Annotated in this window: 18 protein-coding genes; 4 read left to right on the forward strand and 14 right to left on the reverse strand. The window is 68.9% G+C overall.

Features of this window, described 5'->3' with window-relative positions; all coding sequences use genetic code 11:
* Window positions 1-63 precede the first annotated feature (63 nt).
* The 11 genes from OHA21_RS37940 to OHA21_RS37990 form a co-directional block, all read right to left on the reverse strand.
* Complete coding sequence (locus OHA21_RS37940) at window positions 64-2,328, reverse strand: heavy metal translocating P-type ATPase (RefSeq protein WP_328463448.1); 2,265 nt, start codon at window positions 2,326-2,328, stop codon at window positions 64-66.
* A 12-nt stretch (window positions 2,329-2,340) separates the two neighbouring features.
* Window positions 2,341-3,318 (reverse strand): hypothetical protein, encoded by a 978-nt coding sequence (locus OHA21_RS37945; RefSeq protein WP_328463450.1) that lies wholly within the window; start codon window positions 3,316-3,318, stop codon window positions 2,341-2,343.
* Window positions 3,319-3,320: 2 nt separating this feature from the next.
* Window positions 3,321-3,527: a heavy-metal-associated domain-containing protein gene (locus OHA21_RS37950; RefSeq protein ID WP_204299584.1), complete on the reverse strand. Its 207-nt coding sequence runs from the start codon at window positions 3,525-3,527 to the stop codon at window positions 3,321-3,323.
* A 378-nt stretch (window positions 3,528-3,905) separates the two neighbouring features.
* Complete coding sequence (locus OHA21_RS37955; protein ID WP_328463456.1) at window positions 3,906-4,505, reverse strand: CueP family metal-binding protein; 600 nt, start codon at window positions 4,503-4,505, stop codon at window positions 3,906-3,908.
* A 269-nt stretch (window positions 4,506-4,774) separates the two neighbouring features.
* A complete protein-coding gene (locus tag OHA21_RS37960; protein WP_328463458.1) occupies window positions 4,775-6,064 on the reverse strand; it encodes an MDR family MFS transporter in 1,290 nt (429 codons plus the stop codon).
* Complete coding sequence (locus OHA21_RS37965; RefSeq protein ID WP_328463460.1) at window positions 6,061-7,164, reverse strand: PLP-dependent cysteine synthase family protein; 1,104 nt, start codon at window positions 7,162-7,164, stop codon at window positions 6,061-6,063. Before OHA21_RS37965 ends, OHA21_RS37960 begins: the two co-directional genes overlap by 4 nt.
* Before the next feature lie 167 nt (window positions 7,165-7,331).
* The gene (locus OHA21_RS37970) at window positions 7,332-7,706 is read right to left on the reverse strand and encodes a hypothetical protein (RefSeq protein WP_328463462.1); all 375 of its coding nucleotides are present in this window, start codon (window positions 7,704-7,706) and stop codon (window positions 7,332-7,334) included.
* 173 nt (window positions 7,707-7,879) lie between these two features.
* Window positions 7,880-8,530: a DUF305 domain-containing protein gene (locus OHA21_RS37975; protein WP_328463464.1), complete on the reverse strand. Its 651-nt coding sequence runs from the start codon at window positions 8,528-8,530 to the stop codon at window positions 7,880-7,882.
* Window positions 8,531-8,616: 86 nt separating this feature from the next.
* Window positions 8,617-9,051, reverse strand: coding sequence for a DUF6153 family protein (locus OHA21_RS37980; protein ID WP_328463465.1), 435 nt, complete (start codon window positions 9,049-9,051; stop codon window positions 8,617-8,619).
* A 47-nt stretch (window positions 9,052-9,098) separates the two neighbouring features.
* The gene (locus OHA21_RS37985; protein WP_328463466.1) at window positions 9,099-9,635 is read right to left on the reverse strand and encodes a DUF2269 domain-containing protein; all 537 of its coding nucleotides are present in this window, start codon (window positions 9,633-9,635) and stop codon (window positions 9,099-9,101) included.
* The gene (locus tag OHA21_RS37990) at window positions 9,632-9,814 is read right to left on the reverse strand and encodes a hypothetical protein (protein ID WP_328463467.1); all 183 of its coding nucleotides are present in this window, start codon (window positions 9,812-9,814) and stop codon (window positions 9,632-9,634) included. Before OHA21_RS37990 ends, OHA21_RS37985 begins: the two co-directional genes overlap by 4 nt.
* Before the next feature lie 77 nt (window positions 9,815-9,891).
* Here OHA21_RS37990 and OHA21_RS37995 point away from each other — a divergent pair, with 77 nt between their 5' ends.
* Window positions 9,892-10,491 (forward strand): TetR/AcrR family transcriptional regulator, encoded by a 600-nt coding sequence (locus tag OHA21_RS37995; protein ID WP_328463469.1) that lies wholly within the window; start codon window positions 9,892-9,894, stop codon window positions 10,489-10,491.
* A 51-nt stretch (window positions 10,492-10,542) separates the two neighbouring features.
* Here the strand turns inward: OHA21_RS37995 and OHA21_RS38000 are convergent, their stop codons facing one another.
* Both OHA21_RS38000 and OHA21_RS38005 read right to left on the reverse strand, forming a co-directional pair.
* Complete coding sequence (locus tag OHA21_RS38000; protein WP_328463471.1) at window positions 10,543-11,418, reverse strand: L,D-transpeptidase; 876 nt, start codon at window positions 11,416-11,418, stop codon at window positions 10,543-10,545.
* A gap of 192 nt (window positions 11,419-11,610) precedes the next feature.
* Window positions 11,611-13,797, reverse strand: coding sequence for a heavy metal translocating P-type ATPase (locus OHA21_RS38005; protein WP_328478793.1), 2,187 nt, complete (start codon window positions 13,795-13,797; stop codon window positions 11,611-11,613).
* A gap of 472 nt (window positions 13,798-14,269) precedes the next feature.
* On the opposite strand from OHA21_RS38005, the gene OHA21_RS38010 reads away from it, so the two are divergent.
* Window positions 14,270-15,424, forward strand: a complete 1,155-nt coding sequence (locus OHA21_RS38010) for a tyrosine-type recombinase/integrase (RefSeq protein ID WP_328463473.1) — start codon at window positions 14,270-14,272, stop codon at window positions 15,422-15,424.
* 157 nt (window positions 15,425-15,581) lie between these two features.
* Here OHA21_RS38010 and OHA21_RS38015 read toward each other — a convergent pair whose 3' ends face one another.
* Window positions 15,582-18,005, reverse strand: a complete 2,424-nt coding sequence (locus tag OHA21_RS38015) for an AAA family ATPase (RefSeq protein WP_328463474.1) — start codon at window positions 18,003-18,005, stop codon at window positions 15,582-15,584.
* A 310-nt stretch (window positions 18,006-18,315) separates the two neighbouring features.
* Here OHA21_RS38015 and OHA21_RS38020 point away from each other — a divergent pair, with 310 nt between their 5' ends.
* Both OHA21_RS38020 and OHA21_RS38025 read left to right on the forward strand, forming a co-directional pair.
* Window positions 18,316-19,122 (forward strand): Hachiman antiphage defense system protein HamA, encoded by an 807-nt coding sequence (locus OHA21_RS38020; protein WP_328463476.1) that lies wholly within the window; start codon window positions 18,316-18,318, stop codon window positions 19,120-19,122.
* A complete protein-coding gene (locus tag OHA21_RS38025) occupies window positions 19,112-22,642 on the forward strand; it encodes a DEAD/DEAH box helicase (RefSeq protein ID WP_328463478.1) in 3,531 nt (1,176 codons plus the stop codon). Before OHA21_RS38020 ends, OHA21_RS38025 begins: the two co-directional genes overlap by 11 nt.
* The last annotated feature ends 219 nt before the right edge of the window (window positions 22,643-22,861 follow it).

Here is a 22,861-nt window from a genome sequence, read left to right on the forward strand (position 1 = left end):
GGCATCGAACAGCGCCGCCTGCACCCGTCCTTGGCGGAGGTGCAGGCGGCGCTGTCGTACGCCCTACTTCGTGATGCTGGTGAAGCGGCGCAACCTGAGGCTGTTCGCGACGACGAACACCGAGCTGAACGCCATCGCCGCGCCGGCGATCATCGGGTTGAGCAGCCCGGCCGCGGCCAGCGGCAGGGCCGCGACGTTGTAGGCGAACGCCCAGAACAGGTTGCTCTTGATGATGCGCAGGGTGCGCCGCGACAGGCGGATCGCGTCCGCGGCTGCCATCAGGTCACCGCGGACCAGGGTCAGGTCGGACGCCTCGATCGCAGCGTCGGTGCCGGTACCCATGGCCAGCCCGAGGTCGGCCTGGGCCAGGGCGGCGGCGTCGTTGACACCGTCACCGACCATCGCCACGACCTTGCCCTGTCCCTGCAGCCGCTTGACCACGTCGACCTTGTCGGCCGGCAGCACCTCGGCGATCACCTCGTCGATGCCGACCTGTCCGGCCACGGCCCGGGCGACGGTCTCGTTGTCGCCGGTGAGCAGCACCGGCGACAGACCCAGCGCCCGCAGCTGGGCGACAGCAGCCCGGCTGGTCGGCTTGACGGTGTCGGCGACGGCCAGCACACCGCGGGCTTGACCGTCCCAACCCGCGACCACGGCTGTCTGCCCCGCCGCGTGAGCGGCGGCGACGGCCCGCTCGACGTCGGCGGGAACCGTCAGACCGGCCTGGCGAAGCAGTGCCGGACGGCCGACGTGCACGGTGTGGCCGTCGACGGTGCCGGTGACACCGAGGCCTTCGGTGCTCGCGAATCCGACCACCTGCGGCAGCGGCGCGCTGTCAGCTGCTGCGACGGCGATCGCCTGGGCGATCGGGTGCTCGGAGGCGGCCTCCACCGCCCCGGCCAGGCGCAGCAGCTGCTCACGGTCGACGCCGTCGGCGGGTACCACGTCGACCAGGCTCATCCGGCCGGTGGTGACGGTGCCGGTCTTGTCCAGCACGACGGTGTCCACGGTCCGGGTCGACTCGAGGGTCTCGGGGCCTTTGATCAGGATGCCGAGCTGCGCGCCGCGGCCGGTGCCGACCAGCAGTGCCGTCGGGGTCGCGAGGCCGAGTGCGCAGGGGCAGGCGATGATCAGTACGGCGACGGCGGCGGTGAACGCGGCTGTCCAGCCGGAGCCGGTGCCCACCCACCAGCCGAGCGTGGCGACGGCGAGGCCGATCACGATGGGCACGAACACGCCGGAGATCCGGTCAGCGAGCCGCTGGACGGCGGCCTTACCGGTCTGGGCCTGCTCGACCAGCTTCGCCATCTGCGCAAGCTGCGTGTCGGCACCGATCCGGGTGGCACGCACGATCAACCGGCCACCGGCGTTGACGGTCGCGCCGACCACCGGATCGCCGGGGCCGACCTCGACCGGCACGGACTCGCCGGTCAGCATGCTCGCGTCCACGGCCGAGGTGCCGTCCTCGATGACACCGTCGGTGGCGATCTTCTCGCCCGGCCGGACCACGAACCGGTCCCCCACTGCCAGGTCGGCGACCGGAATGCGCCGTTCGATGCCGTCGCGCAGCACCGCGACGTCCTTGGCGCCGAGTTCCAGCAGGGCCCGCATGGCGGCGCCGGCACGGCGCTTGGAGCGGGCCTCGAAGTAGCGGCCGGCGAGGATGAAGGTGGTGACGCCGGCGGCGGCTTCCAGGTAGATGGCGCCGGCGCCGTCGGTGGTGCCGATGTCGAGGCTGAAGGGGTGCGTCATGCCGGGCGTGCCCGCGGTGCCGAAGAACAGCGCCCACAGCGACCAGCCGAACGCTGCGATCGTGCCCATCGAGATGAGAGTGTCCATGGTGGCGGCGCCGTGACGCAGGTTGGTCCAGGCCGCCCTGTGGAACGGCCATCCGCCCCAGACGACGACCGGCGCGGCCAGCGTCAGCGACAGCCACTGCCAGTAGGTGAACTGCCAGGCCGGCACCATCGCCAGCAGCACCACCGGCACGCTGAGCGCGATCGCCGTGAACAGCCGGGTCCGCAACGCGCGCAGTTCGTCGACCGGCTGCGCGTGTTCGGCCGGGTCGTCACCGGGCTGTTGCGGTGGCGGCGGGAGCGTCGCGGTGTAGCCGGTCTTCTCGACGGTGGCGATCAAATCCTCGGCGCTCACACCGTCGGGGTAGGCGACGCTGGCCTTCTCGGTGGCGTAGTTGACGGTCGCGACCACGCCGTCCATGCGGTTGAGTTTCTTCTCGATCCGCGCGGCGCAGGAGGCGCAGGTCATGCCGCCGATCGCCAGCTCGATCTGGTTCGGGGCCACGGGCAGCGGCCCGGCGACGGTTGCCATGACGCTCTCCTCCTAGTCGTGGGTGTGGCCATCGGCGCCGTGCCCGGACGGGCTCGGTGCGGCAGACACAGCGGCCGTGGCCGGCGCAGAGCTCCGCGCGCCCGGGACAGCTCCGGCAACGGCGGTGAACTCGGCGGTACGGACCTTCCCGTCGTGCTGGAAGTCCAGATACAGCCGGTAGGCGCCACTGGACGGCACCTCGGCGTGGAAGGCGACGTCGGGGCCGGGCGTGGTGCGGCCGTCGCCGGGGGCGCCGTCCGGGTGCACGTGCAGATACGCCAGATCGCCGTCGCGCAGCGCGACCAGGTGGCCGTACGCGCCGAGGTAAGGCTGCAGGTCGGTGACCGGCTGGCCGTCCTTGCTGACGGCGAGCGTCAGCTTCGACGAGGCGCCAGGCGTGAGGTCGCCGGTCAGGGTGACCGTGTAGCCGTCGACCATCGTGGTCCGGGTGGTCGCGGGAAGCCGGGTGGGCTGGTAGTCACCGGGGGCGGGCACGTCGGCGCCGAGGGTGAGCCCGTCGTGGCCGGCGGGCTGGAAGTCGGCGAAGACCCGGTACTGCCCGGCAGCGGGTACGGCGAGCGGGATCGACCAGGTGCCATCGCTGCCGAGTTCCGGATGTACGTGCTGGAAGCCGGACAGGTCACGACGGACCACGATCAGGTGCAGGTCCTTGTCGTGGCTGGTCGTGTAGGCGGTGACCGGCCGAGAGTCCGGGCCGGTGATCTGGAACCGAAACGGCTCCGGTGTGCCCGTCGACAGGCTGCCGCTGAGTGGGGTGAGCCGGTAGCCGTCCTGGCTGATCTGTAGCCCGGCTGGCAGCACCGCTGCCGGTGCGGCCTTCCGCTCGGGTGGCGTGCCGGTGTGGCCGCCGTCGTGGGCGGCCGGGGTGGCGGGTGCGGCTGCCGGGAAGAAGCCGCCGAGGCCGAGAGCGACCGTGAACACGGCCGCCAGCCCGATCCCGAAGCCGCCCAGCTTGATGGCGGTGTTCATGACTACCTCGCGAGTTCGTAGCCGGCCTCGTCGACGGCCGCGGCCACCGCGGTCTCGTCGACGGGCTGGTCGCTGGTGACGGTGACCGTGCCGGAGGCCAGGTCGACCTGGACGTCGGTGACACCGGGGATCGCACCGACTTCTGCGCTGACGGAGTTGACGCAGTGCGAGCAGGTCATGCCGGTCACGGTGTAGGTCTGGGTAGCCATCACGATCTCCTTGCCGTTGGACGTGAGCGGCGGGACGTCGTCGCCCACAAATAACCATACCCATACCCCCCTAGGGTATCAAGAGTCCGGGGTGGTGATGCGCTGCACGCTTTCGGCGCCGGCGCCACAACATGCCCGCCATGCAGGTTCCCGTCGGCCCGGTGGCTAACCGGCAGCACACCGCGGCCCTACCGTCTGTTGGCGCGCTGGTCAGCCGTGCCCGCCTGGCCGGACCGGTCGACGGGCACGCCACGCGGACCGGATCCGGATGGCGTCGACGCCCGCACGGTCGGCCATCCTCGCCGGCGAGGAGCGCACCGGCGAGGAGGAGGTCAGCGAGCGGACTTGGCCCCAGGTTGAGCTCGGCCCGCGCGATGGTTAGGCGAGTCGCAGCGTGGTCAGGCAGGTCGGGTCGTCTGCGCCGGTGCTGATCTTCGACTCGGCGGTCTTGCCGTCCGAGGTGATCGAAAGGGTGCCGGTGATGTTGCGCGGCAACCAGAACCCGACGAAGCCGTTGGCGAAGGTGGTGCGCGACTCGTCCACCATCACCGTTCCGTCGGCATCGTTCACGATCTTGACCTGCACCTGCTTGCCGGCCAGTTCCCCCTTGCAGCCGGTGGGCGCGTGGAAGAAGCAGTCGTGGGTCTGCTGCAGGTACGGGCCGGCCGACAGGTAGAACCGGTCGGCGGGGATGGGCATGCTGTACTCCTGCCCGCCGTCGGAGATCAGCAGCTCACCGGCCCGCACGGACGCCTTCAACCCGGCAGGGCGCTGCTGCAGGTCCAACCGGTCGAGCTGGTCGATGACCTCCACCGTGCTCTTGCCCGCCAAGCCATAGCGGGTCAGCAGCGGCTGCGCCTCAGCCGACGACGTCACGGTCGCGGCGGCCGGACCGGCGACGGGCGCAGAGCCACCGGTGCCGGAGCAACCGGCCATCGTCAGAACCGACACCACACTTACAAGAAAGAGCCGCTTCATACTCACAATTCTCCATCGGCAGTCAGTCACACGGTTGACGGGGCGTGCAGGTCAGGACCAGAACAGGCCGCTCTCCCGGCTTCGGGACGGCGGCTCGGCAGGCACACAGCCGACTGTTGGCTCTTGCCGTGCGGGCGGTGCGCCATCGTGAAGGCGGCGGCACTCGGCTGCGGACCTAACGGCACTCCGTTCCCCGGCGAGCAGCGGTCGCCCGGTCTCGGACAGGCTGCCGACATGACAGCCCGCCCGAGACCGAGCTGATCAGCGGGTTACGCGGTGGCGGCGTCGCGCCGAGTGCCGGCCGCCGCGCCGGGTGCGGTGGTCAGGTGCCCGGCACGTGACAGGTAGCCGACGGCCGCGGTCCCGAGCAGGCCGGTGGCGGTCAGCAGCAGCCACGGCAGGGCGGGCCAGCCCTGCCTGGAGCCGGTGTCGAGGGCGGCCCCGGTCAGCAGGTTGCCCGCGGCGATGCCGACACCGGCCAGGGTGTTGTAGAGGCCGTAGTACGTGCCGACCAGCCGTTGCCCGGCGAACTCGACGATGGTGGCCATCTCGAACGGGTACACGATCATCGTCGCGACCGTCAGCAGCACCGTGCTCAGCAACACCGGTGTCAGCGCCAGCGCGGTGTGCCACGGGCCCGCGCCGATCGCGGGGCTGATCGCGGCGGTGGCGGCGAGCGGCAGGAACGCGACGGCCATCAAAGCAAGGCCACGGACGATGGCCTTCGGTGGGCTCCACCGGCGTTTGGCCCAGGCGGTCACACGGACCTGCCCGGCCACGGTGAGCAGCCCGGACACGGCGAACAGGATCGCCACCGGAGTCTCGGAGCCGGTCACCCGGCGAACCTCGATGGGCAGGCCGAGGTAAACCTGGAAGTTCAGCACGTAGGAGCCGATCATCGCGGTGGAGAACAGCAGGAAACCCCGGTGACGCAGCACCTGCCGCCAATCCGCGGTCGCGCTGCCGCCGTCCGGGCCGACCGAGGCGTGCCGGGCGGGCAGGGCGCGGGCCTGGGCGATCAGCAGCAGCAGGAACAGCACCGCGGCGACGGCGCAGACCCATCGGAAGGATGCGGTCAGCAGGGCAAGGCCGATCAGCGGCCCGGCGAGGATGCCGGCCTGGTAGAAGACGTTGAACACCGCGAACGCCTCGGTCTTACGCTCGCCCGATTCGGCGGCAAGGTACGCGCGGACCGCCGGGTTGAACAACGCCCCGGCCAGACCGATCAGCACCGAGGCGGCAATGAGCAGGGGCACGCTCGTTGCGAGGCCGAGCAAGGCGAACCCGGCCACGCGCAGGCCGAGGCCGGCCAGGATCAGCGGTTTGTAGCCGTACCGGTCGGCGAGGGTGCCGCCGATCAGGAACATGCCCTGCTGGCTGAGATTGCGTACGCCCAGGATCAGGCCGACCGCCCAAGCGGCCATGGCCAGGTCGCCGGTGAGGTAGCCGGCCAGGTACGGCATGAGCATGTAGAAGCCGATGTTGATGGTCAGCTGGTTGACCAGCAGCAACTGCACCGGCCGGTTGAAGGACCGGATCTGGCCCAGGGTGCCGGTCACAGCGCGCCCTCGCTGGTGGGGTCGATCACCCGGGTACAGCGCGTCCAGCGCCGCACCTCCCGCTCGTAGGGATGACTGATCTCGTCCGGGTCGGCAGCCGGAGCCGATCCGAGCAGATCGTGGTGACGGCAGTAGTCGTCGCTGTAGACGGTGTCGGCGTAGCGGTGCGGCCCGTCGGGGAAGATCGCGGCGATGCGGGTGTCGTCGGGCAGGGTCCGCGACAGCCAGGAGGCGACCAGCGCCACCGCGCCGACACTCCACCCGCCGCTGACGTAATGACCGCCAGCCAGCCTCCGGCAGGCCCACACCGACTCCGGAGCGGCGACCCAGTGGACCTCGTCGAAGGCCGGATAGTCGACGTTGCGCGGGTGGATGCTGCTACCGAGCCCGCGCATGAGCCGGGTCCGGGCCGGCTGACCGAAGATGGTGGAGCCGCACGCGTCGACACCGACCAGCCGCAGGTCGGGGAAAAACTCGCGCAGCACCCGGGCAGTGCCGGCGCTGTGCCCGCCGGTGCCGACGCTACACACCAGCACGTCGACGCGGCCGAGCTGCGCGGCCAGCTCCAGGGCGAGGCTCTGGTAGGCGTCGACGTTGTCGGGGTTGTTGTACTGGTCCGGGCAGAACCCGCCCCGCTCGGCCAGCAGCTGATTGACGCGGTCGCGGCGGGCCTGCTGCCAGCCGCCGGTCGGATGCGGCGTGTCGACCAGGTCGACACGGGCGCCGTAGGCGGTCAGCAGGTTCCGCAGCGGTGGCTCCATGCCGGGGTCGGTGACCAGGGTGACCGGGTGGCCGTGAATCAGCCCGGCCAACGCCAAGCCGAGGCCGAGGGTGCCGGAGGTGGACTCCACGATCGGTGCGCCGTCGGCGAGGACACCACGTTCACGGGCGCGCTGGATCAGGTGCAGGCCGGGCCGGTCCTTGATGCCGCCGGGGTTGTGGCCTTCAAGTTTGGCCCAGAATCCGCAGTCGGTGGTGGCGGTGATGTCGCGGGTCCACAGGACCGGGGTGTTGCCGACGAGCTGGTCGAGGTGGTGGCAGGTGGAACTGGAGACGAGCTGGGCGGGAAGAGGCCGGCGGTGAAGCCGGGGAAACGTCACGTCGATCATCGTGGGTAGCCGCTTTCGCAGACGTGGTCCGACACCCGGCGCCCACAGTGGTGGACGTCAGGTGCGGAGGTGAGCAGAGGTCACGGAGGCATGTCGCCGACCGAAACCGGGCCCTGCGCAGCGGCAGGGTTGGCCCGGGGCGGCGCGTGCGGGACCTGTCAGCTCCGATACACGCTCGTCAGCGACAGCACGGTGTGCCGCTGCCTGCCGGGAGGGTGGGCCGCGTCAGCCGCAGCGGCGGCAGCGGTGAGGGCGTCGTCGGTAGTGGGAGATGCCGCGACCAGTGGAAGATCCACATCGCCGAAGGAGGGCTGCTGCAGGAGCGCCACCGGGGTGCAGGGATGCGCGAGATGCTCTTGTTCCGCCGTTACTGCGGTGCACTCGGTGTCGTCACCCGATGACGAGGCAGCAACCTGCGGGCCCGCCGCGGTCGCGGGATGGGCGTGGTGCGCATGCTGGGGCACGTGATGGAGCATGGCGCCGCAGAGCAGCAGCAACGCCATGGTGGTCATCCGCACGATCAGCTGGAACATGGCCCTTCCCGCTCGGCGTTCCAACGAAGCCAAGCGGCAAAAGTACCAAAGACCCGTTTCGTTCCGCCGGGTTTCGCGGACTTGCCACTCCGTCTCCCGCACACCCTGTGCGATCCCGAACGCGGGCCGGGCGGCCAGGCGCGTCACGCCTGGCCGCCCCGTGATCGACGGGATCAGAGGCGTTCGAGGATGGTCTTCATCGCGGCGATCTCGGCCTGCTGATCGGTGATGATCTTCTGCGCGAGGGCCTTGGCCTCGGGGTTGGAGCCCTGCGCCACCTCGGTCTGGGCCATCTCGATGGCGCCCTCGTGGTGGCTGATCATCATGGTCAGGAAGTGCTTGTCGAACGCCGCGCCCTTGGCGTCCTCGAGCTTCTTCATGTCGGCGTCGGTCATCATGCCGGGCATCGAGCCGTGGTCCATGCCGGAGCCCATGCTCATGTGCGGTTCCGGGGCGGGCTTGCCCCAGGCGGTCAGCCAGCCGGTCATCGTGTCGATCTCGGGCTGCTGCGCGGCCTGGATCTTGCCGGCGAGTTGCTTGACCTCAGCGTCGGCGGCGCGGCCGTCGGCCATGTCGGCCATCTGCACGGCCTGCTGGTGGTGCGGGATCATCGCTTGGGCGAAGGTGACGTCGGCGTCGTTGAACGTGCCGACCGCCGACGCGGCCGGCGAAGCGGCGGTGGTGGCGCCGTGGTTCATGCCGGTGCCGGACGAGGAGTGGTCGCTGCCGCCGCAGGCAGACAGCACGAGGGTGGCGGTGACGGCGGCGCCGGCGAGCAGGCCGCGGCGCAGCACGGTGGTGGGCAGCTGGGAATGACGCATCATCGCGGGTCGTAACCTTTCGGCAGGTTTTCGGGTACGCGCGAACGCCTCGACACGACCGCAGACGGGTCGACGTCGAGGTGGCGTTGCTATATGCGCAGTACCGCTGCCGATGCGAGCGTGAGTCCGGTGAGACGATCCGGTGGCGCCCGGGGGGACGGCGCCCGCAGGACCGCGGGCGCCGGAAGCGGGCGGCGACCCTGAACCAGGGTCAGCAGCCAGAGCAGCATCACCACGACGGCAAGGCCGGTCAGGATCGCCAGGCAGGCGCTCCAGGCTCCGGAGCCGTGCCCGCCGTGGCCGTCGCAGTGCCCGTCCGGGCACGGCTGCGCCGCGGTGACGACAGCGGACAGCATCTCGGCGGCGCCCGCCGCAGTCGTGCTCATGCCGGTCATCGCCGGGTGCGGGTCGGTGCGGATGCCTGTGTGGCCGAGGGTGTGCATGAGCGCCAGCCCCAAGGCGGTCGCCAGTAGCAGCGCGAGGCGAGCCGTGCGGCCCACTGCGGTCGCTGCTGTCCTCGTCACGGCGTCCACGGTAGCGCGCGACCTGACCGCCGTCCGCCGAGGACCACTCAGGCTCCCGTGTTCGCCGCTGAATCGGCGCCGACGTGCTGGCGCCGTCGATGTCCTGCCGGAGTCAGTCCTCGAGGCTTGTACACCGACAGCGCCAACGCGACCAGCAACAGGATGGCGGCACCGGCCGCGTGTACCAGCGGCGACGCGGTGGCCGTCACCGACGGCCCGCCGTCTGCCGCGACGCGCGCCGCATCGGCGAGAGCATCGAGAGTGCGCGTGTACAGCAGCAACACGGCGACGGCGAACGCGGTGAGCACAAGCTTGACGAGCACCCAGTAGTGACGGACCAAACCCCACACGGTGATCAAGGACTGCATCACCCCGGTGACCAGGCTCGCGATCCCGAACGGGACCAGCACGTACCAGCCCAGCGGCCGCAGGAGCAGGTAGACGGCATCGGCCGTGCGCGGATCGTCGGCGGTGACGGCGAGACCGGCCAGAACCAGGGAGGTCGCGACGGCGCCGAGCCATCCGACGGAGGCGGCGATGTGCAGCAACAGTCCCGCGCGGCGCATCCCTACCGGCAGCGTCACCGGTGGCCGTCGCCGGAAGCGGCCGGCAGCGATCCCTGGCCCATGTGGCGGCCGGGCCCGTGACCGGACAGCACCGCCACTAAGACCACGACCAGCAACACCACGCCGGTGATGAGAAAGGACTTCACCCAGCGCGGCATGCCTTCCTCGGACGCAGGCCCTTGACGTGTCATCGCCACGCCTTCCACTTTTACAATACAGATTGTATTGATAATAGGCAGAGTGACGGAGTGCGGGCAATGCGTACGATGGAAGGGTGCCGAAGTTGTGGAACTCGACCGTCGAACAGCACCGCCACACCGTGTACGCGGCCATCCTCGACGCCACCGCCGCGCTGATCGCCGAGCACGGCCTGGCGGTCAACATGTCGCAGATCGCCGCGCACGTCGGCATCGGCCGGGCCACGCTGTACAAGTACTTTCCCGACGTGCAGGCCATCGTGGCCGCCTGGCACGAACGGCAGGTCACCGAGCACCTCGATCAGCTCGCCGCCGTCGCCGCCGACAGCGGCGATCCGGGCGAACGGCTGTACACCGTGCTGGCTACCTATCTGCGGCTGTCCACTACAGGTACGCATGCCGGGCGCGGTGGTCACGTCGGTGCCGCGGCCACGCAGGTCGCGATGACGCTGCACCGGGCCTCGCACATGCCGGCCGCCCATCAGCGGCTGCACGAGCTCGTCACCGCCGTCATCACCGACGCCGCCGACGCGGGTGCCGTCCGGACCGATGTGCCGTCGGGCGAACTGGCCGTCTTCTGCCTGCACGCGCTGGCTGCGGCGGCCGTGCTGCCGCAAGCCGACAGCCGCGAGCGACTGCTCGAGGTCACCTGGGCCGGGCTACTGCCACCGCAGTGACCCGCCGCACCGACGCCCGGCACCGGCCGGCCGGTGCCGGAACGGGCGCGGTCAGGTGCCGGGCCGGCGTCCGAAGGTGTGCACGCGAGTTCCCATCTGCAGGTGATCCCACATGGCCACCGCGTCGCGGTGCAGCAGGTTGACGCAGCCGTGCGAGCCGCGGGCGATGTCGTGCAGGTACGTCGTCGTCTCGTGGAAGCCGATGCCGCCGATGAACCGCTGCCAGTACGGCAGCCACACCTCGTACGGGTCCGACCACTCTTTCTCGGTTCGTTTGTTGATCCGGAAGGCGCCGGCCGGGGTGGCGTGGCCGGCGAAGCCGGTCCGCACGACCGTCGGCCCCGCCACGACGGCGCCGTCACGCATTACCCATGCCGTCTGCCTGGTGAGATCGACGCAGGCGGTCACGCCCGGCCCGGCGTCGCAGCGCTGCACGTTTTCCGGGATGGAGCTCGCGGTGATCCGGCGGGCGACATCAGCGGTCGTCGCGTCGGCCTGCCCGGCGGCGGGCTCGATACCGAACCGCTGCTGGAACCCACTGATGGCCGCGCAGTCCGTCGGCGACTGCCGCCCGTCGACGCTCACCGCGCCGAAGGAACCGAGCTGGGCAAGGTCTTCTTCGATGGCGCGCTGCCACCGGCCACCCGTGCACGGCGCCACGGCGGTCGTCGGCGATGCGGCGGCGCTCGACGTCGCCGGTGCGCCGTTCTTGCGTTCGCCGGCCGAGGGAGCGGTCCGCTCGTGGCGGACCACGGTGACGAAGGACTTGCCCGCCGGGTTCGTCTTCTGTCCTGATGGCGCAGCCGTCGCGGTAGCCGCCGGTGCCGGGGAACCGATCAGGCCGACGATGTCCGGGCCGGCCGTGGCCGCCAGGCCGAGCACCGCAGCCGCGCTCAGCAGATACGCCGCCGCTGATGAACCCGACATCCTGACAACCCTTCCCTTCGACGACGCCAACGGACGCCAGATCGGCAGCCCTGCCCGTCGGGCTTCGCGGTGGTGGGGAGCAGTCGTGGTGCGATGTGCCTAAATTCGTCGCGCGGGAGGCAGGTAGCAACGTGGCCCCGGCAGCATCGCTGCCAGGGCCACGCCGACTCACCCGGGACACCTGACCGTTGCTTACTGCTGCTGCGCGATCAGGTTCACCCGGCGCAGCAGCTGGGCATTGAGCGCGACCACGATCGTCGAGGCGCTCATCAGTACCGCGCCGATCGCCGGGCTCAACGTGATCCCGGCCCATGCCAGTACCCCGGCAGCGAGCGGGATGGCGATGATGTTGTAGCCGGCCGCCCACGCCAGGTTCTGGATCATCTTGCGGTAGGAAGCCTTCGACAGCCGGATCACGCCGGTCACCGCCCGCGGGTCGGAGGAGGCCAGCACGACACCCGCCGACTCGATCGCCACGTCCGTGCCCGCCCCGATCGCCAGGCCGACATCGGCGCGCGCCAGCGCTGGCGCGTCATTGACGCCGTCACCAACCATCGCCACCCGCAAACCGCGGGCCTGCAACTCGGCGACCGTCCGGTCCTTGTCGGCCGGCAGCACATCGGCGAATACCTCGTCGACACCGGCCCGGAACCCGAGGTCGGCGGCGACGGCCTCGGCCACCGGCCGGGCATCCCCGGTGATCATCACGATCTTGCCGATACCGGCCCGCCGCAGCTGCTCGATAGCCTGCCGGGCCTCCGGGCGCACCTCGTCCTCCAACGCGAACGCGCCGATCACCTCCGCGGCACCGCCGTCGTCGTGCAGGCGCAGCAGGTGCAGCACCGCAGCGCCCCGCGCCGACCACTGCCCGGCCGTCTCCTGCAAGCCACCCGGGACAACGACGTCGAGTTCGCGCAGCAGAGCCGGTCCACCGACGGCGTACGTGTGCCCGTCGACGCTCGCCTGGACGCCGCGGCCGGTCAGTGACCGGAACCCGGTCGCGTCGGCGTGCAAGCCACGTTCATGGGCGACGGCGGTCAGTGCCCGGGCGAGCGGGTGTTCGCTGTCGGCTTCCACCGCTCCGGCGATGCGCAGCACGTCGTCGTCGGTGAACCCGTCGGCGGCGGCGGTGCCGGTCACGGTGTGCGCGCCCTTGGTCAGGGTGCCGGTCTTGTCGAACAGCACCGTGTCGACGGTCCGCATCCGCTCCAGCGCCAGCCGGTCCTTGACCAGAATGCCGGCCTTGGCCGACAACGCCGTCGACAGAGCGATCACCAGCGGGATCGCCAGGCCGAGCGCGTGCGGGCACGCGATCACCAGGACCGTCACCGTACGGACGACCGCCTGGTCAAGATCGCCGAGCAGCCACCAGGCCAGGAACGTCACCACAGCGGCCGCGGAGGCGATGTAGAACAGCATCGCCGCGAACCGGTCGGCCAGCACCTGCGCCCGGCCGCCGGCGGCTTGGGCTTGCGCGACCAGCCGGCCGATGCCCGCCAGGGCGGTGTTCTCCCCGACCGCCTCGACCTCGACGCGGATCGCCGAGTCGGTCGCGACCGTCCCGGCCACCACCCGATCGCCCGCACCGCGCGGCACCGGCCGCGACTCGCCGGTGATCATCGACTCGTCGAGTTCGGCCGCGCCGTCGACGATCCGACCGTCCGCCGGCACCCGGGCGCCGGAACGCACCAGCACGGTGTCCCCCACGGCCAGGTCGGCGATCGGTACCCGCTCGACACCGCCAGTGTTCGTGAGGCGTTCGGCGTCGTCAGGTAGCAGCGCCGCCAGCGCGGACAGGGCCCCCTGAGCCTGGCCGATCGCCTTCATCTCCTGCCAGTGCCCCAGCAGCATGATGGTGACCAGCGCCGCCAGCTCCCACCAGAAGTCCAGGTCGAACAGGCCGAGACTGGTCGCCAGCGACGCCGTGTAGGCGACCGTGATCGCCATCGAGATCAGCAGCATCATGCCCGGCACCCGGTCCCGGACCTCGCTGACCGCACCGGCCAGGAACGGCCAGCCACCGTAGAAGAACACGACGGTGCCCAGGACCGGGCCGACCAAGGCCGTACCGGGAAAGTCGAGGCGGTAGCCAAACCAGTCCATGATCATGTGGCTGGTCAGCACGATCGGGACCGTCAGAGCCAGGCTGAGCCAGAACTTGCGGCGAAAGATCTCCGGGTCGTGCCCGGCGTGCTTGTCATGGCCCTCATGCCCGTGACCGCCGTGATGCCCGGAACTGGGGCCGCGGGCATGGTGGTCATGCCCGGCCGTCGCGTGATGGACGTTTTCGTGGGCGCTCGCGTGATCGAGGGTCGCGGCAGCCGCGTGGTGCTCGCGGCCGTGCTGGTGGGTGTTGCCGTGTTCGTTGTGGGTCGGCATGTCGACCACCTCCAATACAAAAGCTATACCCCCAGGGGGTATACGGCAAGAGGTGGCCGGCACATCGATACTCACGTTGGACGCCGCCCTGCGGCAGACATCGCCACCGCACACTGGCGTATCGCTGCGGACATATCCCTCTCGCAGGGACTCCCATCCAAGGACCCCAGCCATCACGCTCGATTCATCCGGTGCGACGGCGGGAGGCAGCGATGACCACGACAGGTAAGACCTTCAAACGATGCGGATGCCGCAACGCAGAGGGGAAGCGGTTGGAGCAGCGCTGCCCTCAGCTACCCGAACGCGGGCACGGCTCCTGGTACTTCCACTGCTCCGCGCCGAACCTGTTCGGCCGCTCCGAACGGATCCGCCGGGGTGGGTTCGTCTCCCAGGCCGCCGCCCGGGCCGCTCGGGAGGACTGCCTCGCGGACAGCGCCGCGCGGCGCTGCGGTGACGGCTGGACGCTCGAACGGTGGCTGCGGCACTGGCTCGATACCCGCACGAGGATCCGGCCGACGACCCGGCTGCACTACACCCGCGACGTCGAGCTGGTCCTCATCCCCGCCTCGGCCAATACCGGCTCTCCGACCTCGACGGACCACTGCTGCGCGCCGTCTTCGCCGAGATCGCGCAGACCACCAACGCCAAGGGCCTTCCGCAGTCGCCGTCGGCGCTCAACCACCTTCGCACCACCCTGCGCGCCGCACTGAACCTGGCCGTCCGGGAAGAGCTGATCGGGTCGAACCCGGCCCGTCACATCGAGATTCACGGCTACCGGCGCCCGCACGCCCAGGTCTGGACCGACGGCCGGGTCGAAGCCTGGGAACGCACCGGCGAACATCCCCCGGTCGCGGTCTGGACGGCGAAACAGCTTGCCACCTTCCTGGAAGCCAACGTCGAGGACTCGCTGTTCGCGTTCTGGTGGCTCGCCGCCCTGCGCGGGCTGCGCCGCGGCGAGCTCTGCGGCCTGCGGTGGGCGGCCGTCGACCTCGACCGGGGGCTGTTGTTCGTCGAGCGGCAACGCACCACCGCGGGCTACACCGTCGTCGAAGGCGACCCGAAGACCGCCGCCGGCCGCCGTGCCGTCGCCCTGGACAAGCACACGGTCAGCATCCTGCGCGCCCATCGCAGCCGGCAACGCAACTCCGGCGAGCGGCGGCACGCTGCCGGCAAGATCTGGATTGACTCCGGGTACGTGTTCACCCGCAAGGACGGACAGCCGATCAACCCGAACTACGCCACCACTCGATTCCGGAAACTCACCGAACGAGCCGGACTGCCACCGGTGCGGCTGCACGACCTGCGGCACGGCGCCGCGTCCCTCGCCCACGAGGCCGGAGCTGATCTGAAGACCCTTCAGGATCTGCTAGGCCATTCGAGCATCGTGGTCACCGCCGACACCTACACCAGCGTGCTCCCCGACAGCCAACGCCGCTGCGCGGACGCGACCGCCGCTCTGGTGCTGGCCGCGGCCCGGCACACCCGCAAACGCATCAAGGAAAAGGCGGCGAAGAACCGGCCCGCCGGACGCGACGAAAAACAAACACCTTCAGAGAAACGGCCCGCCACCAAAAAACGAAGCCGCAGGTCACGCGCCCGCCGCAACCCGATCCGTCACGGAAAGTGATGACACCCATGTGGCACCCAACTGACACCCACCGTCCGATAAGGCCGGACAGCAAGAAGGGCCTGACCCGCGTTTCCGCAGTTCAGACCCGTCTAAATCTTGTGCGCCCGAAGGGACTCGAACCCCTAACCTTCTGATCCGTAGCGCCAGCGGCAGGTCAGTAGCCAGGGCCGGTGTTTGTCTCGGGGTCCTGGTTGGCGAGGCGTTCCTGGCGGGTGAGGTCTTCGAGTCGCTGCCGGAAGGCCGGGAAGTTGGTGATGGTTCTTGTCGGGTCGGTCCGCAGGGTGAAGTCTCGCCGTAGCGCTGAGATCTTGATTCGGAGGTCGTCGTGGGCGGCGGAGTCGTCGAGGCTGCTCTCAATCTCGCGGAGACGGCTGTCTGCGATGGTGCGGGTGGCGCCAGAGTGGTAGTCGTCAAGGAAGCTGCGGACGATGCGGCCCATCCGCTTCTCGCGGCGGCGCTGGGTCTCGCCGATCGCGGCGTCCTCGAGCAGGTCGGTCAGGTCGCTGAGGAGCGCGATGAAGTTGTCTTCCAGGGTCTTGATCTCGGACGGGCGTCGACCATCAAGGGGGACCTGGGTGAGGTAGCTGACGACTTCGCGGGCGAAGCCGACCTTGTCGATCCCGGCGCTGAAGGCTTCGCCGAAGCTGTCCTTGAGGCTGTCCCACAGCGGGCGGCCGTCGTCGAGCCGGGTCTTTAGATCCGCCTCCTTGAGCTTGGCGGCCTCGTCTTCGTCGAGGCCCAGCAGCCGGATGGCGTACTTCCTCGCGGCGTGGACAGCAATGCGTACGGGGACGAGATCCTCGATCTCAGTCACGTCACCGGACTTGGTGGAAGCGGCGACCTTGATGTCGTCGGGCGGAGAGGCTGCACGTTTCGTGGCCCAGGTGTCGAGGCAGACGACGAACTTCGCGTCCAGGACGGGCTTGCGGTTCGCCTCGCTGCGCCGGATCTTCTCGACGGCCATCCGGCCGGCGCTGTCGCCGTCGAGAAGAGCGACGCACGGGGGCTTGATCGGGTCGCGTCCGCGGGCGAGATAGGCGATGTAGGGGACGCTGTCTGCGCTGCCGGCGGGCACGATCGTGACTTCGTTGAGGTCGAGCATCCGGGCGACGTCGGGGCGCCGGACGCGCAGGGCGTTGGACATTCCGGCCAGCATCACCTGATCGGCGGACCCTTCGACGATGAGGTTCTTGCCGCCGATGAACGCGGTCTCGGCCACGTAGCTGCCGAGTGAGGAGCGCAGCGGTTCGTAGTGGGTGCGGGCGACATCGCGGACGACACGGGTGCCCTCTTCCTGGGCGCCCTTGTCGAGGACCCGCAGCCGATCAGCGGCGTTCTTGTTGATCAAAAATGGTGAGTGCGTGACGTAGATGACCTGGTCGGCCCGTACGCGGTCGTCGGGGATCGCGAAGTTCTCCAGCACCCGCAGTAGGTCCTGCTGCCCAGAGTTCGACAGGTACGCGTCAGGCTCGTCCATGAGCAGGAGCTCGTCGCGGTCCTCGGCCGGCCGGTGGGCTTTGAGCTGCACGAAGTAGGCGAGGAAGTGAGTCAGGCCGCGGCTGCGCTCGCCGAAGGAGTACTCGGCGCCAGTGCGGTCGCGGATGGTGAAGACGAGTTCGCGTTCCCGAGTGGCGACCCGAAGCTGGAAGTCGCTGTCCTGGCTCCACCAGCGCGACAGGTTCAGGTGCCTCGCAAGACTTTCGTTGATCTTACCTTCGAGGCCGCTGACCTCACCTTCCTTGCCTTCGGTGATGGCTTTCTGAAGCTCCTTGAAAATATTCTCGTCGACGCGGGCCACATCGACGAGCAGCTTCTTGGCCAGCGCCCGCGCTTCACGCTGACGCTTCTGCTCACGGCTCTCCGTCGTAGGAGCGGGACGGCGGAAGAACCCCCACAGACGCTGGCCCCACGCCGGCACGTCGGCGTCGTCGTCGGCTTCCTCCGCAGCGTCCAGGAATTCCCCGCGGACGCGGCGGTCGGCGAGGTTGCCCAGCCGACCGCCCCACAGGGAGGCGATCGGCACGCTGTCGGGCACGGCGATGCTGGTGGAGAACCGCAGGACCTGCGGCAGGACGGCTTCAAGCGTCTTCACCTGGGCCGGGTCGTCGAGTTCGACGAGGTCCTCGTCGGCCAGGATGAACGGGCGCCCATTTCCGGGCCGCATGAACAGGAAGGTCTGGCCTACCTCCCTGGTGACTTCGAGTATTCCCAGGGCTTCGGCGTCGGCCTGTCGAGTGACGGTGAAGACGGCGCCGACGTCGGGTACTCGGACCTCATCGGTCTCGACCGAAAACAGCTGCGAATAGCGACAGAAGTCGCTGCGAGTGACCTCACGGACACCCATCACGCCTTCGATGGCGTCCAGCAGGTGGCTCTTCCCCGACTCATTCGCCCCGACGATCGCAGTGATCTGCGGGTCGACATCGAGACGCACGTGGGGATACCAGCCTTCCGGCAGGATCTCCCACGGCTGGCGCTGGGCCTTCTCGTTAGCCCGGCGCTCGTAGTCGAAGTTGAACGACTTGAAGAATCTGACGTACACCCGCGTGAGGCGCACCGGCCCCTCCTCGACACCCATCCGTCTGGCACCGATGCCAGCGGCCTGCGAGGAATCTAGCCAAGGGGTATGACAGAAACGCTTATGTACCAGGCCTTCCCTGTTCTGTTCCTTGCCCTGGACGGCGTGGCGGACCTTAGTCGAGGCATCCGCGAACCCGGGCTGTTGATCATCTTCGAGCGTGGGGTCGAAGGCGGGGTCACGGGTTACGGCGCCGACCCCGGCCAGCTGGCGACGTCGTCCTGCGGAGGTGGGTGCCGAGGTGACCGCAAAGCATTCAGCTACAACGTGTCCCGCTCGTCCCATCGGCTCGATACAGTTTTGTCCGCTGATGCTTGGTCACGAACAAGGGATGCGTGGACGTCAGGACATGTCGGATTTTCGGCGTTGGTGCACGGTCGGTACACCGGTACCAACCGGAGGTCACCTTGCTGGCTTCATCGAGTCTCACGACGACGGCGCGGGAATCGCCACGATCGCGGCCGGCCTTCCCTCGACGTACGCCAAGTCCGGCTCGCTTGCACGCATTGCCGAGCGCTTGGGCAAGGACGCTGTCGCGGAGTTTCTGCGTAACAAACTTCCTACCTCGGCCAGCGCCCGATCCGGTGACATGGGTGAGATCCTCGCGACGGCCTATCTTCACGAGGAGCAGGGTTGCGTGGTCGGGCCGAGCAGGTTGATCGATCGCGACCACCAGGAATGGGCCATGAGGGGCGACGACGCGCTCGGAGCGAAGTTCGATGCCGATGGCAAACTGCGCATCGTGAAGGCGGAGGCCAAGAGCCGCGCCCGGCTGTACGGCAACACGGTCGCGGAGGCGCGCGACGGGTTGTCGCGCAACGACGAGTTGCCGTCCCCGCAGTCACTCACCCAGTTCGCCGAAAGGCTTCTATCGACGCCCGACAGCGAAAATGTCGGGGACGCTGTGCTCGCCTTGCAGCTGGGCGAGGGCGTCCGGCCCGAGGACGTCGATCACCTGATGTTCCTACTCACGGGCAACAACCCGGGCAAGCACGTGACCGCGGACCTGGAGGCCTACCGGGGTTCCGTGCCGCAGTTGACGATCACGCTCCGGGTCCAGGGCCACCGGCAGTTCATCCAGGAGGCCTACGAGAAGGTGACCGCCAGTGGCGCGTGAGGCGCGGGAGCTTGTGGCCATTCTGACTTCCGCCACCGACGCTGGCTTCCGTGACCGTCTCCTGGCCAGGGGCCAGGCCCAGTCGATGATTCGCCGTGACGGCACGCTGCCCCCGGACGCGCCGAACTTCAGTTCGTTCCTGGATGCCGACCTGCTCAACTACGGGTACGCGCTGCTGTCGACCAGCCTCGAGCTGTGGGAGATCACGCAGAACGACTCGCCCGAGCAGATCGTCCTTGCCCAGCAGGGATTTATCCAGAGCTCGTATGCGCTTGAAGCGGCCACCCGGAATGCGGCCTCCACTGCGGACCTGGTGTTTCACGGCCTTGTTGCCGGCGCGGCCAGTCACCTCGGCGGCTTCTCCGCGCGGGCATTCTCGCTGATTCGAGGCAGCCGGCATTCGGGACGGCTGACTCCTATGGAGGAGACACTGGCCGACCTGCTCATGCGCAATCTGGGCGCGATCGAGCGGCGGACCCTGTCGCTGCGGACGTCAGATCAAGTCTCCGACGCCGCAGTGCTGGCAGCTCTCAACCCGACGGGGAATGAGGTGGACGAGGAACCGGACGACGAACCGGCGGACGAGGAGCCAGTGGGCGAGGAGGTCGGCCCTGTTGTCCTGCTGTTGAGCGAGAACTACCTGTCGGCAGTCGCGGCCGGGCTCTTCGCGATCGAGGTCGGCAATCGCGCCCTGCTGGAGATCGCTCTCGCCGAACTGCGCGAGGGCGAGCAGGCGTCCTCGGACATGAGTGCTCCAGGCCCGTGGTGGATCTACCGGCTCACCCGGCATCTGTTGGACGGCCTGTTCGACAGCAGCCTGGAGACCAACATTCCGACCGATCCGCCGTCCGGTGCTGCCGACCGAGTCGAGCGGTGGCGGTATCTGCGGCGGACCTTCGTCGCGTCGTTGCTGGCACGGGAGCGCTCCGAGATCGACTTATGGCCCTCACAATTGCATGTCGTCGGGCGACTCTTCCAGGACATGCGGGACCTCGTCGTCGCGCTGCCGACCAGCGCGGGAAAGACCCGCATCGCGGAGTTGTCGATCTTGGCGTGTCTCGCGCAACAGCGTCGGACGGTCTACGTCACCCCGCTGCGAGCGCTATCTGCACAAACCGAGCACATCCTCGCCCGCACGTTCACGCCGCTAGGCATCCGGGTGTCGTCACTCTACGGGAGCATGGGAACCAGCGACGTCGACGAGGACACCCTGCGCTCCAGCGAAATCGTCGTGGCGACCCCCGAAAAGCTGGACTTCGCCCTGCGATCGGACCCGTCGTTGCTCGACGACGTCGGCCTGGTCGTGCTCGACGAAGGACATATGATCGGGGCCTCCGAACGCGAGGTTCGCTACGAAGCCCAGATCCAACGGCTGCTGCGCCGCTCAGACGCCTCGGAACGTCGCATTCTCTGCCTGTCGGCCGTCTTCCCCTCTGGGCCTGAGCTGGAGGACTTCGTCGCGTGGATCACCGACGACGAGGCAGACGGGCTGCACCGCGAATCGTGGCGCCCGACTCAGCAGCGCTTCGGCCTAGTCGAGTGGCGCAGAGACCATGCCCGGTTGTCCATCACTCTCGGTTCGGAACAGCCGTTCATCGAGCACTACTTCGAGGAGAAGGAGCCGACCGGCAAGCGCAAGAAGATGTTTCCGAAAGACCAGCGCGAGCACGTCATCGCGACCGGATGGCGGCTGGTCGAGGAAGGGCAGACCGTCCTGGTCTTCTGCCCGCTACGCAAGTCGGTTGAACCGTTCGCCAGCACGATCGTCGATCTTCATGCTCGGGGCCTCGTGACCTCGCTGTTGCCGGCCGACGTCGACCTGAGCGATGCGCTAACGGTCGGTGCCGAGTGGTTCGGTGCCGACCACCCCATCCTGAAGTGCCTTGCACTCGGCGTGGCCATCCACCACGGCGCGTTGCCCGGCCCCTTTCGGCGCGAGATCGAACGTCTCTTGCAGCGCGGCATCCTGAAGGTCACTATCGCCTCGCCCACGCTCGCTCAAGGACTCAACCTGTCCGCCTCCGCGGTGCTCTTTCACAGCCTGCACCGCGGCAAGGAACTGATCAAAACCTCCGAGTTCATGAACGTGATCGGCCGTGCCGGCCGCGCGTTCGTCGATACGGAAGGACTCGTCCTCTACCCGATCTTCGCCCCCACACAAGGTCGCCGCCGTGAGTGGTTCCAACTAACGCAAGGAGACGGCGGCAAGGATCTCCAATCGGGGCTGATTGAGATCGGTGTTGACCTTCTGCGCCGGATGTACCGCTCCCAAGGACTCACGGCGGTCGAGCCCTTGCTTGAATACCTCACCGGCGCCCCCGAGTGGTCTCTGCCCGTCGTGGCACACGAGGCCGCTGACGTGCAGGAGGCCGCCGCCGTGAGCTGGCGAGAGAACCTCAAACTTCTCGACATCGGCATCCTCAGCATCGTCGGAGACGGCGACCAAGACGTGATCGCCGACGCCGCGACCCAGATCGTCGCCGACGCCCTGCGCGACTCGCTGTGGGACCGGCAACTGCGCCGCGACGAAGACATCAACACGGCAGCCGTTCGTGCGCTCGTCTACAGCCGGACCAGGTACCTGTGGCAGACGGCCACACCATCCCAGCGCCGCGGATGGTTCCTGGCAGGACTCGGGGCCGAGGGCGGTTCCGAGCTCGCACAGGTATCCGGTCACATCATCGCCCTCGCGGGTCAGGCCGAGACCGCGATCCTCGAGGAGGACCATGCGGCAGCCGCCGACCTGATCGTGCTGATCGCCGAGACGGTATTCGCAATCGAGATCTTCGAGCCGAAAACGAGCCTCGCCAACTGGGACGACGTACTACGGCACTGGGTACGCGGATCGGCCCTGAGCGAGGTGCCCGGAGACCGCGTTGAGGTGGCCCAGTTCATCGAAGACGACGTCATCTACCGGCTGGTCTGGGGAATGGAAGCCGCCAAGGTGTACGAGGCGGCGCAGAGCAACGCCGACGCCGAGGCCTTGTCGGGCTCGGTACTCGCCGCCATCGAGACGGGAACCTTCAACCAAGCGGTCTCGGTCCTGATCCGTACGGGCTTCGACCATCGTCTCGCCGCCATATCGGCGGTCACGAGCACCGCAGCCACCTTCGATTCGCCGGACGGCATGCGCCAGTGGATCGATGGGCTCGCCCCTCAGTACGCCCTCGACCCAGACTGGCCGACACCTGAGTCACGGTCAGCATGGGAGGGATTCGTCAACCCGTCACGGACACGCCGTGCCCGCCGATGGAGCCAGCAGACCCGCGACGTGCAGGAAGTCACCTGGTTCGCGACGCCTCCCGAACCGGACACGTGGCTGCGGGTGACCGACGCGACCCCGGGGAAGATCAACATTTGGTCTACAGGCTTCGACCTGCTCGGCGAGGCGGCTGTTCTCCTCAATCAGGAACGGCAAGGCGTCCTCCGCGCCCGCCGGCACCGCGCGGACACCGGTATCCGTTTACGCTATCGGGGCCCGGGAGATTTGTTGCCGAAACCACCGGTCCTTGGTGGATAGACAGGCGCTTCGAATTCTTTGGGCGCCCGGTGGCCTGCTTGCGCACGGCGCCCCACCGCCCGAGGGCGTGGCCGGCGCCGCTGGGGAGTGACCTCGCCCGGCACGTCCGAGCCTGCACGCCCCGACTTACCCAGCAATCACAACCTTCACTCCGGTAGATAACTCACTGTCTGGCCACCGCCGTCTGGTGCCGTGACCTGCTCGCCGCCGGACGGTAAC

The sequence above is a fragment of the Actinoplanes sp. NBC_00393 genome (assembly GCF_036053395.1).
In the GTDB taxonomy this organism is placed as follows: domain Bacteria; phylum Actinomycetota; class Actinomycetes; order Mycobacteriales; family Micromonosporaceae; genus Actinoplanes.

What these genes read in the sequence shown, in the direction of transcription:
- OHA21_RS37940 (WP_328463448.1), bottom strand. Translation starts at nt 2,328, where the DNA reads ATGGCAACCGTCGCCGGGCCGCTGCCCGTGGCCCCGAACCAGATCGAG.
- OHA21_RS37945 (WP_328463450.1), bottom strand. Translation starts at nt 3,318, where the DNA reads ATGAACACCGCCATCAAGCTGGGCGGCTTCGGGATCGGGCTGGCGGCC.
- OHA21_RS37950 (WP_204299584.1), bottom strand. Translation starts at nt 3,527, where the DNA reads ATGGCTACCCAGACCTACACCGTGACCGGCATGACCTGCTCGCACTGC.
- OHA21_RS37955 (WP_328463456.1), bottom strand. Translation starts at nt 4,505, where the DNA reads ATGAAGCGGCTCTTTCTTGTAAGTGTGGTGTCGGTTCTGACGATGGCC.
- OHA21_RS37970 (WP_328463462.1), bottom strand. Translation starts at nt 7,706, where the DNA reads ATGTTCCAGCTGATCGTGCGGATGACCACCATGGCGTTGCTGCTGCTC.
- OHA21_RS37975 (WP_328463464.1), bottom strand. Translation starts at nt 8,530, where the DNA reads ATGATGCGTCATTCCCAGCTGCCCACCACCGTGCTGCGCCGCGGCCTG.
- OHA21_RS38000 (WP_328463471.1), bottom strand. Translation starts at nt 11,418, where the DNA reads ATGTCGGGTTCATCAGCGGCGGCGTATCTGCTGAGCGCGGCTGCGGTG.
- OHA21_RS38005 (WP_328478793.1), bottom strand. Translation starts at nt 13,797, where the DNA reads ATGCCGACCCACAACGAACACGGCAACACCCACCAGCACGGCCGCGAG.
- OHA21_RS38015 (WP_328463474.1), bottom strand. Translation starts at nt 18,005, where the DNA reads ATGGGTGTCGAGGAGGGGCCGGTGCGCCTCACGCGGGTGTACGTCAGA.
- OHA21_RS38020 (WP_328463476.1), top strand. Translation starts at nt 18,316, where the DNA reads ATGCTTGGTCACGAACAAGGGATGCGTGGACGTCAGGACATGTCGGAT.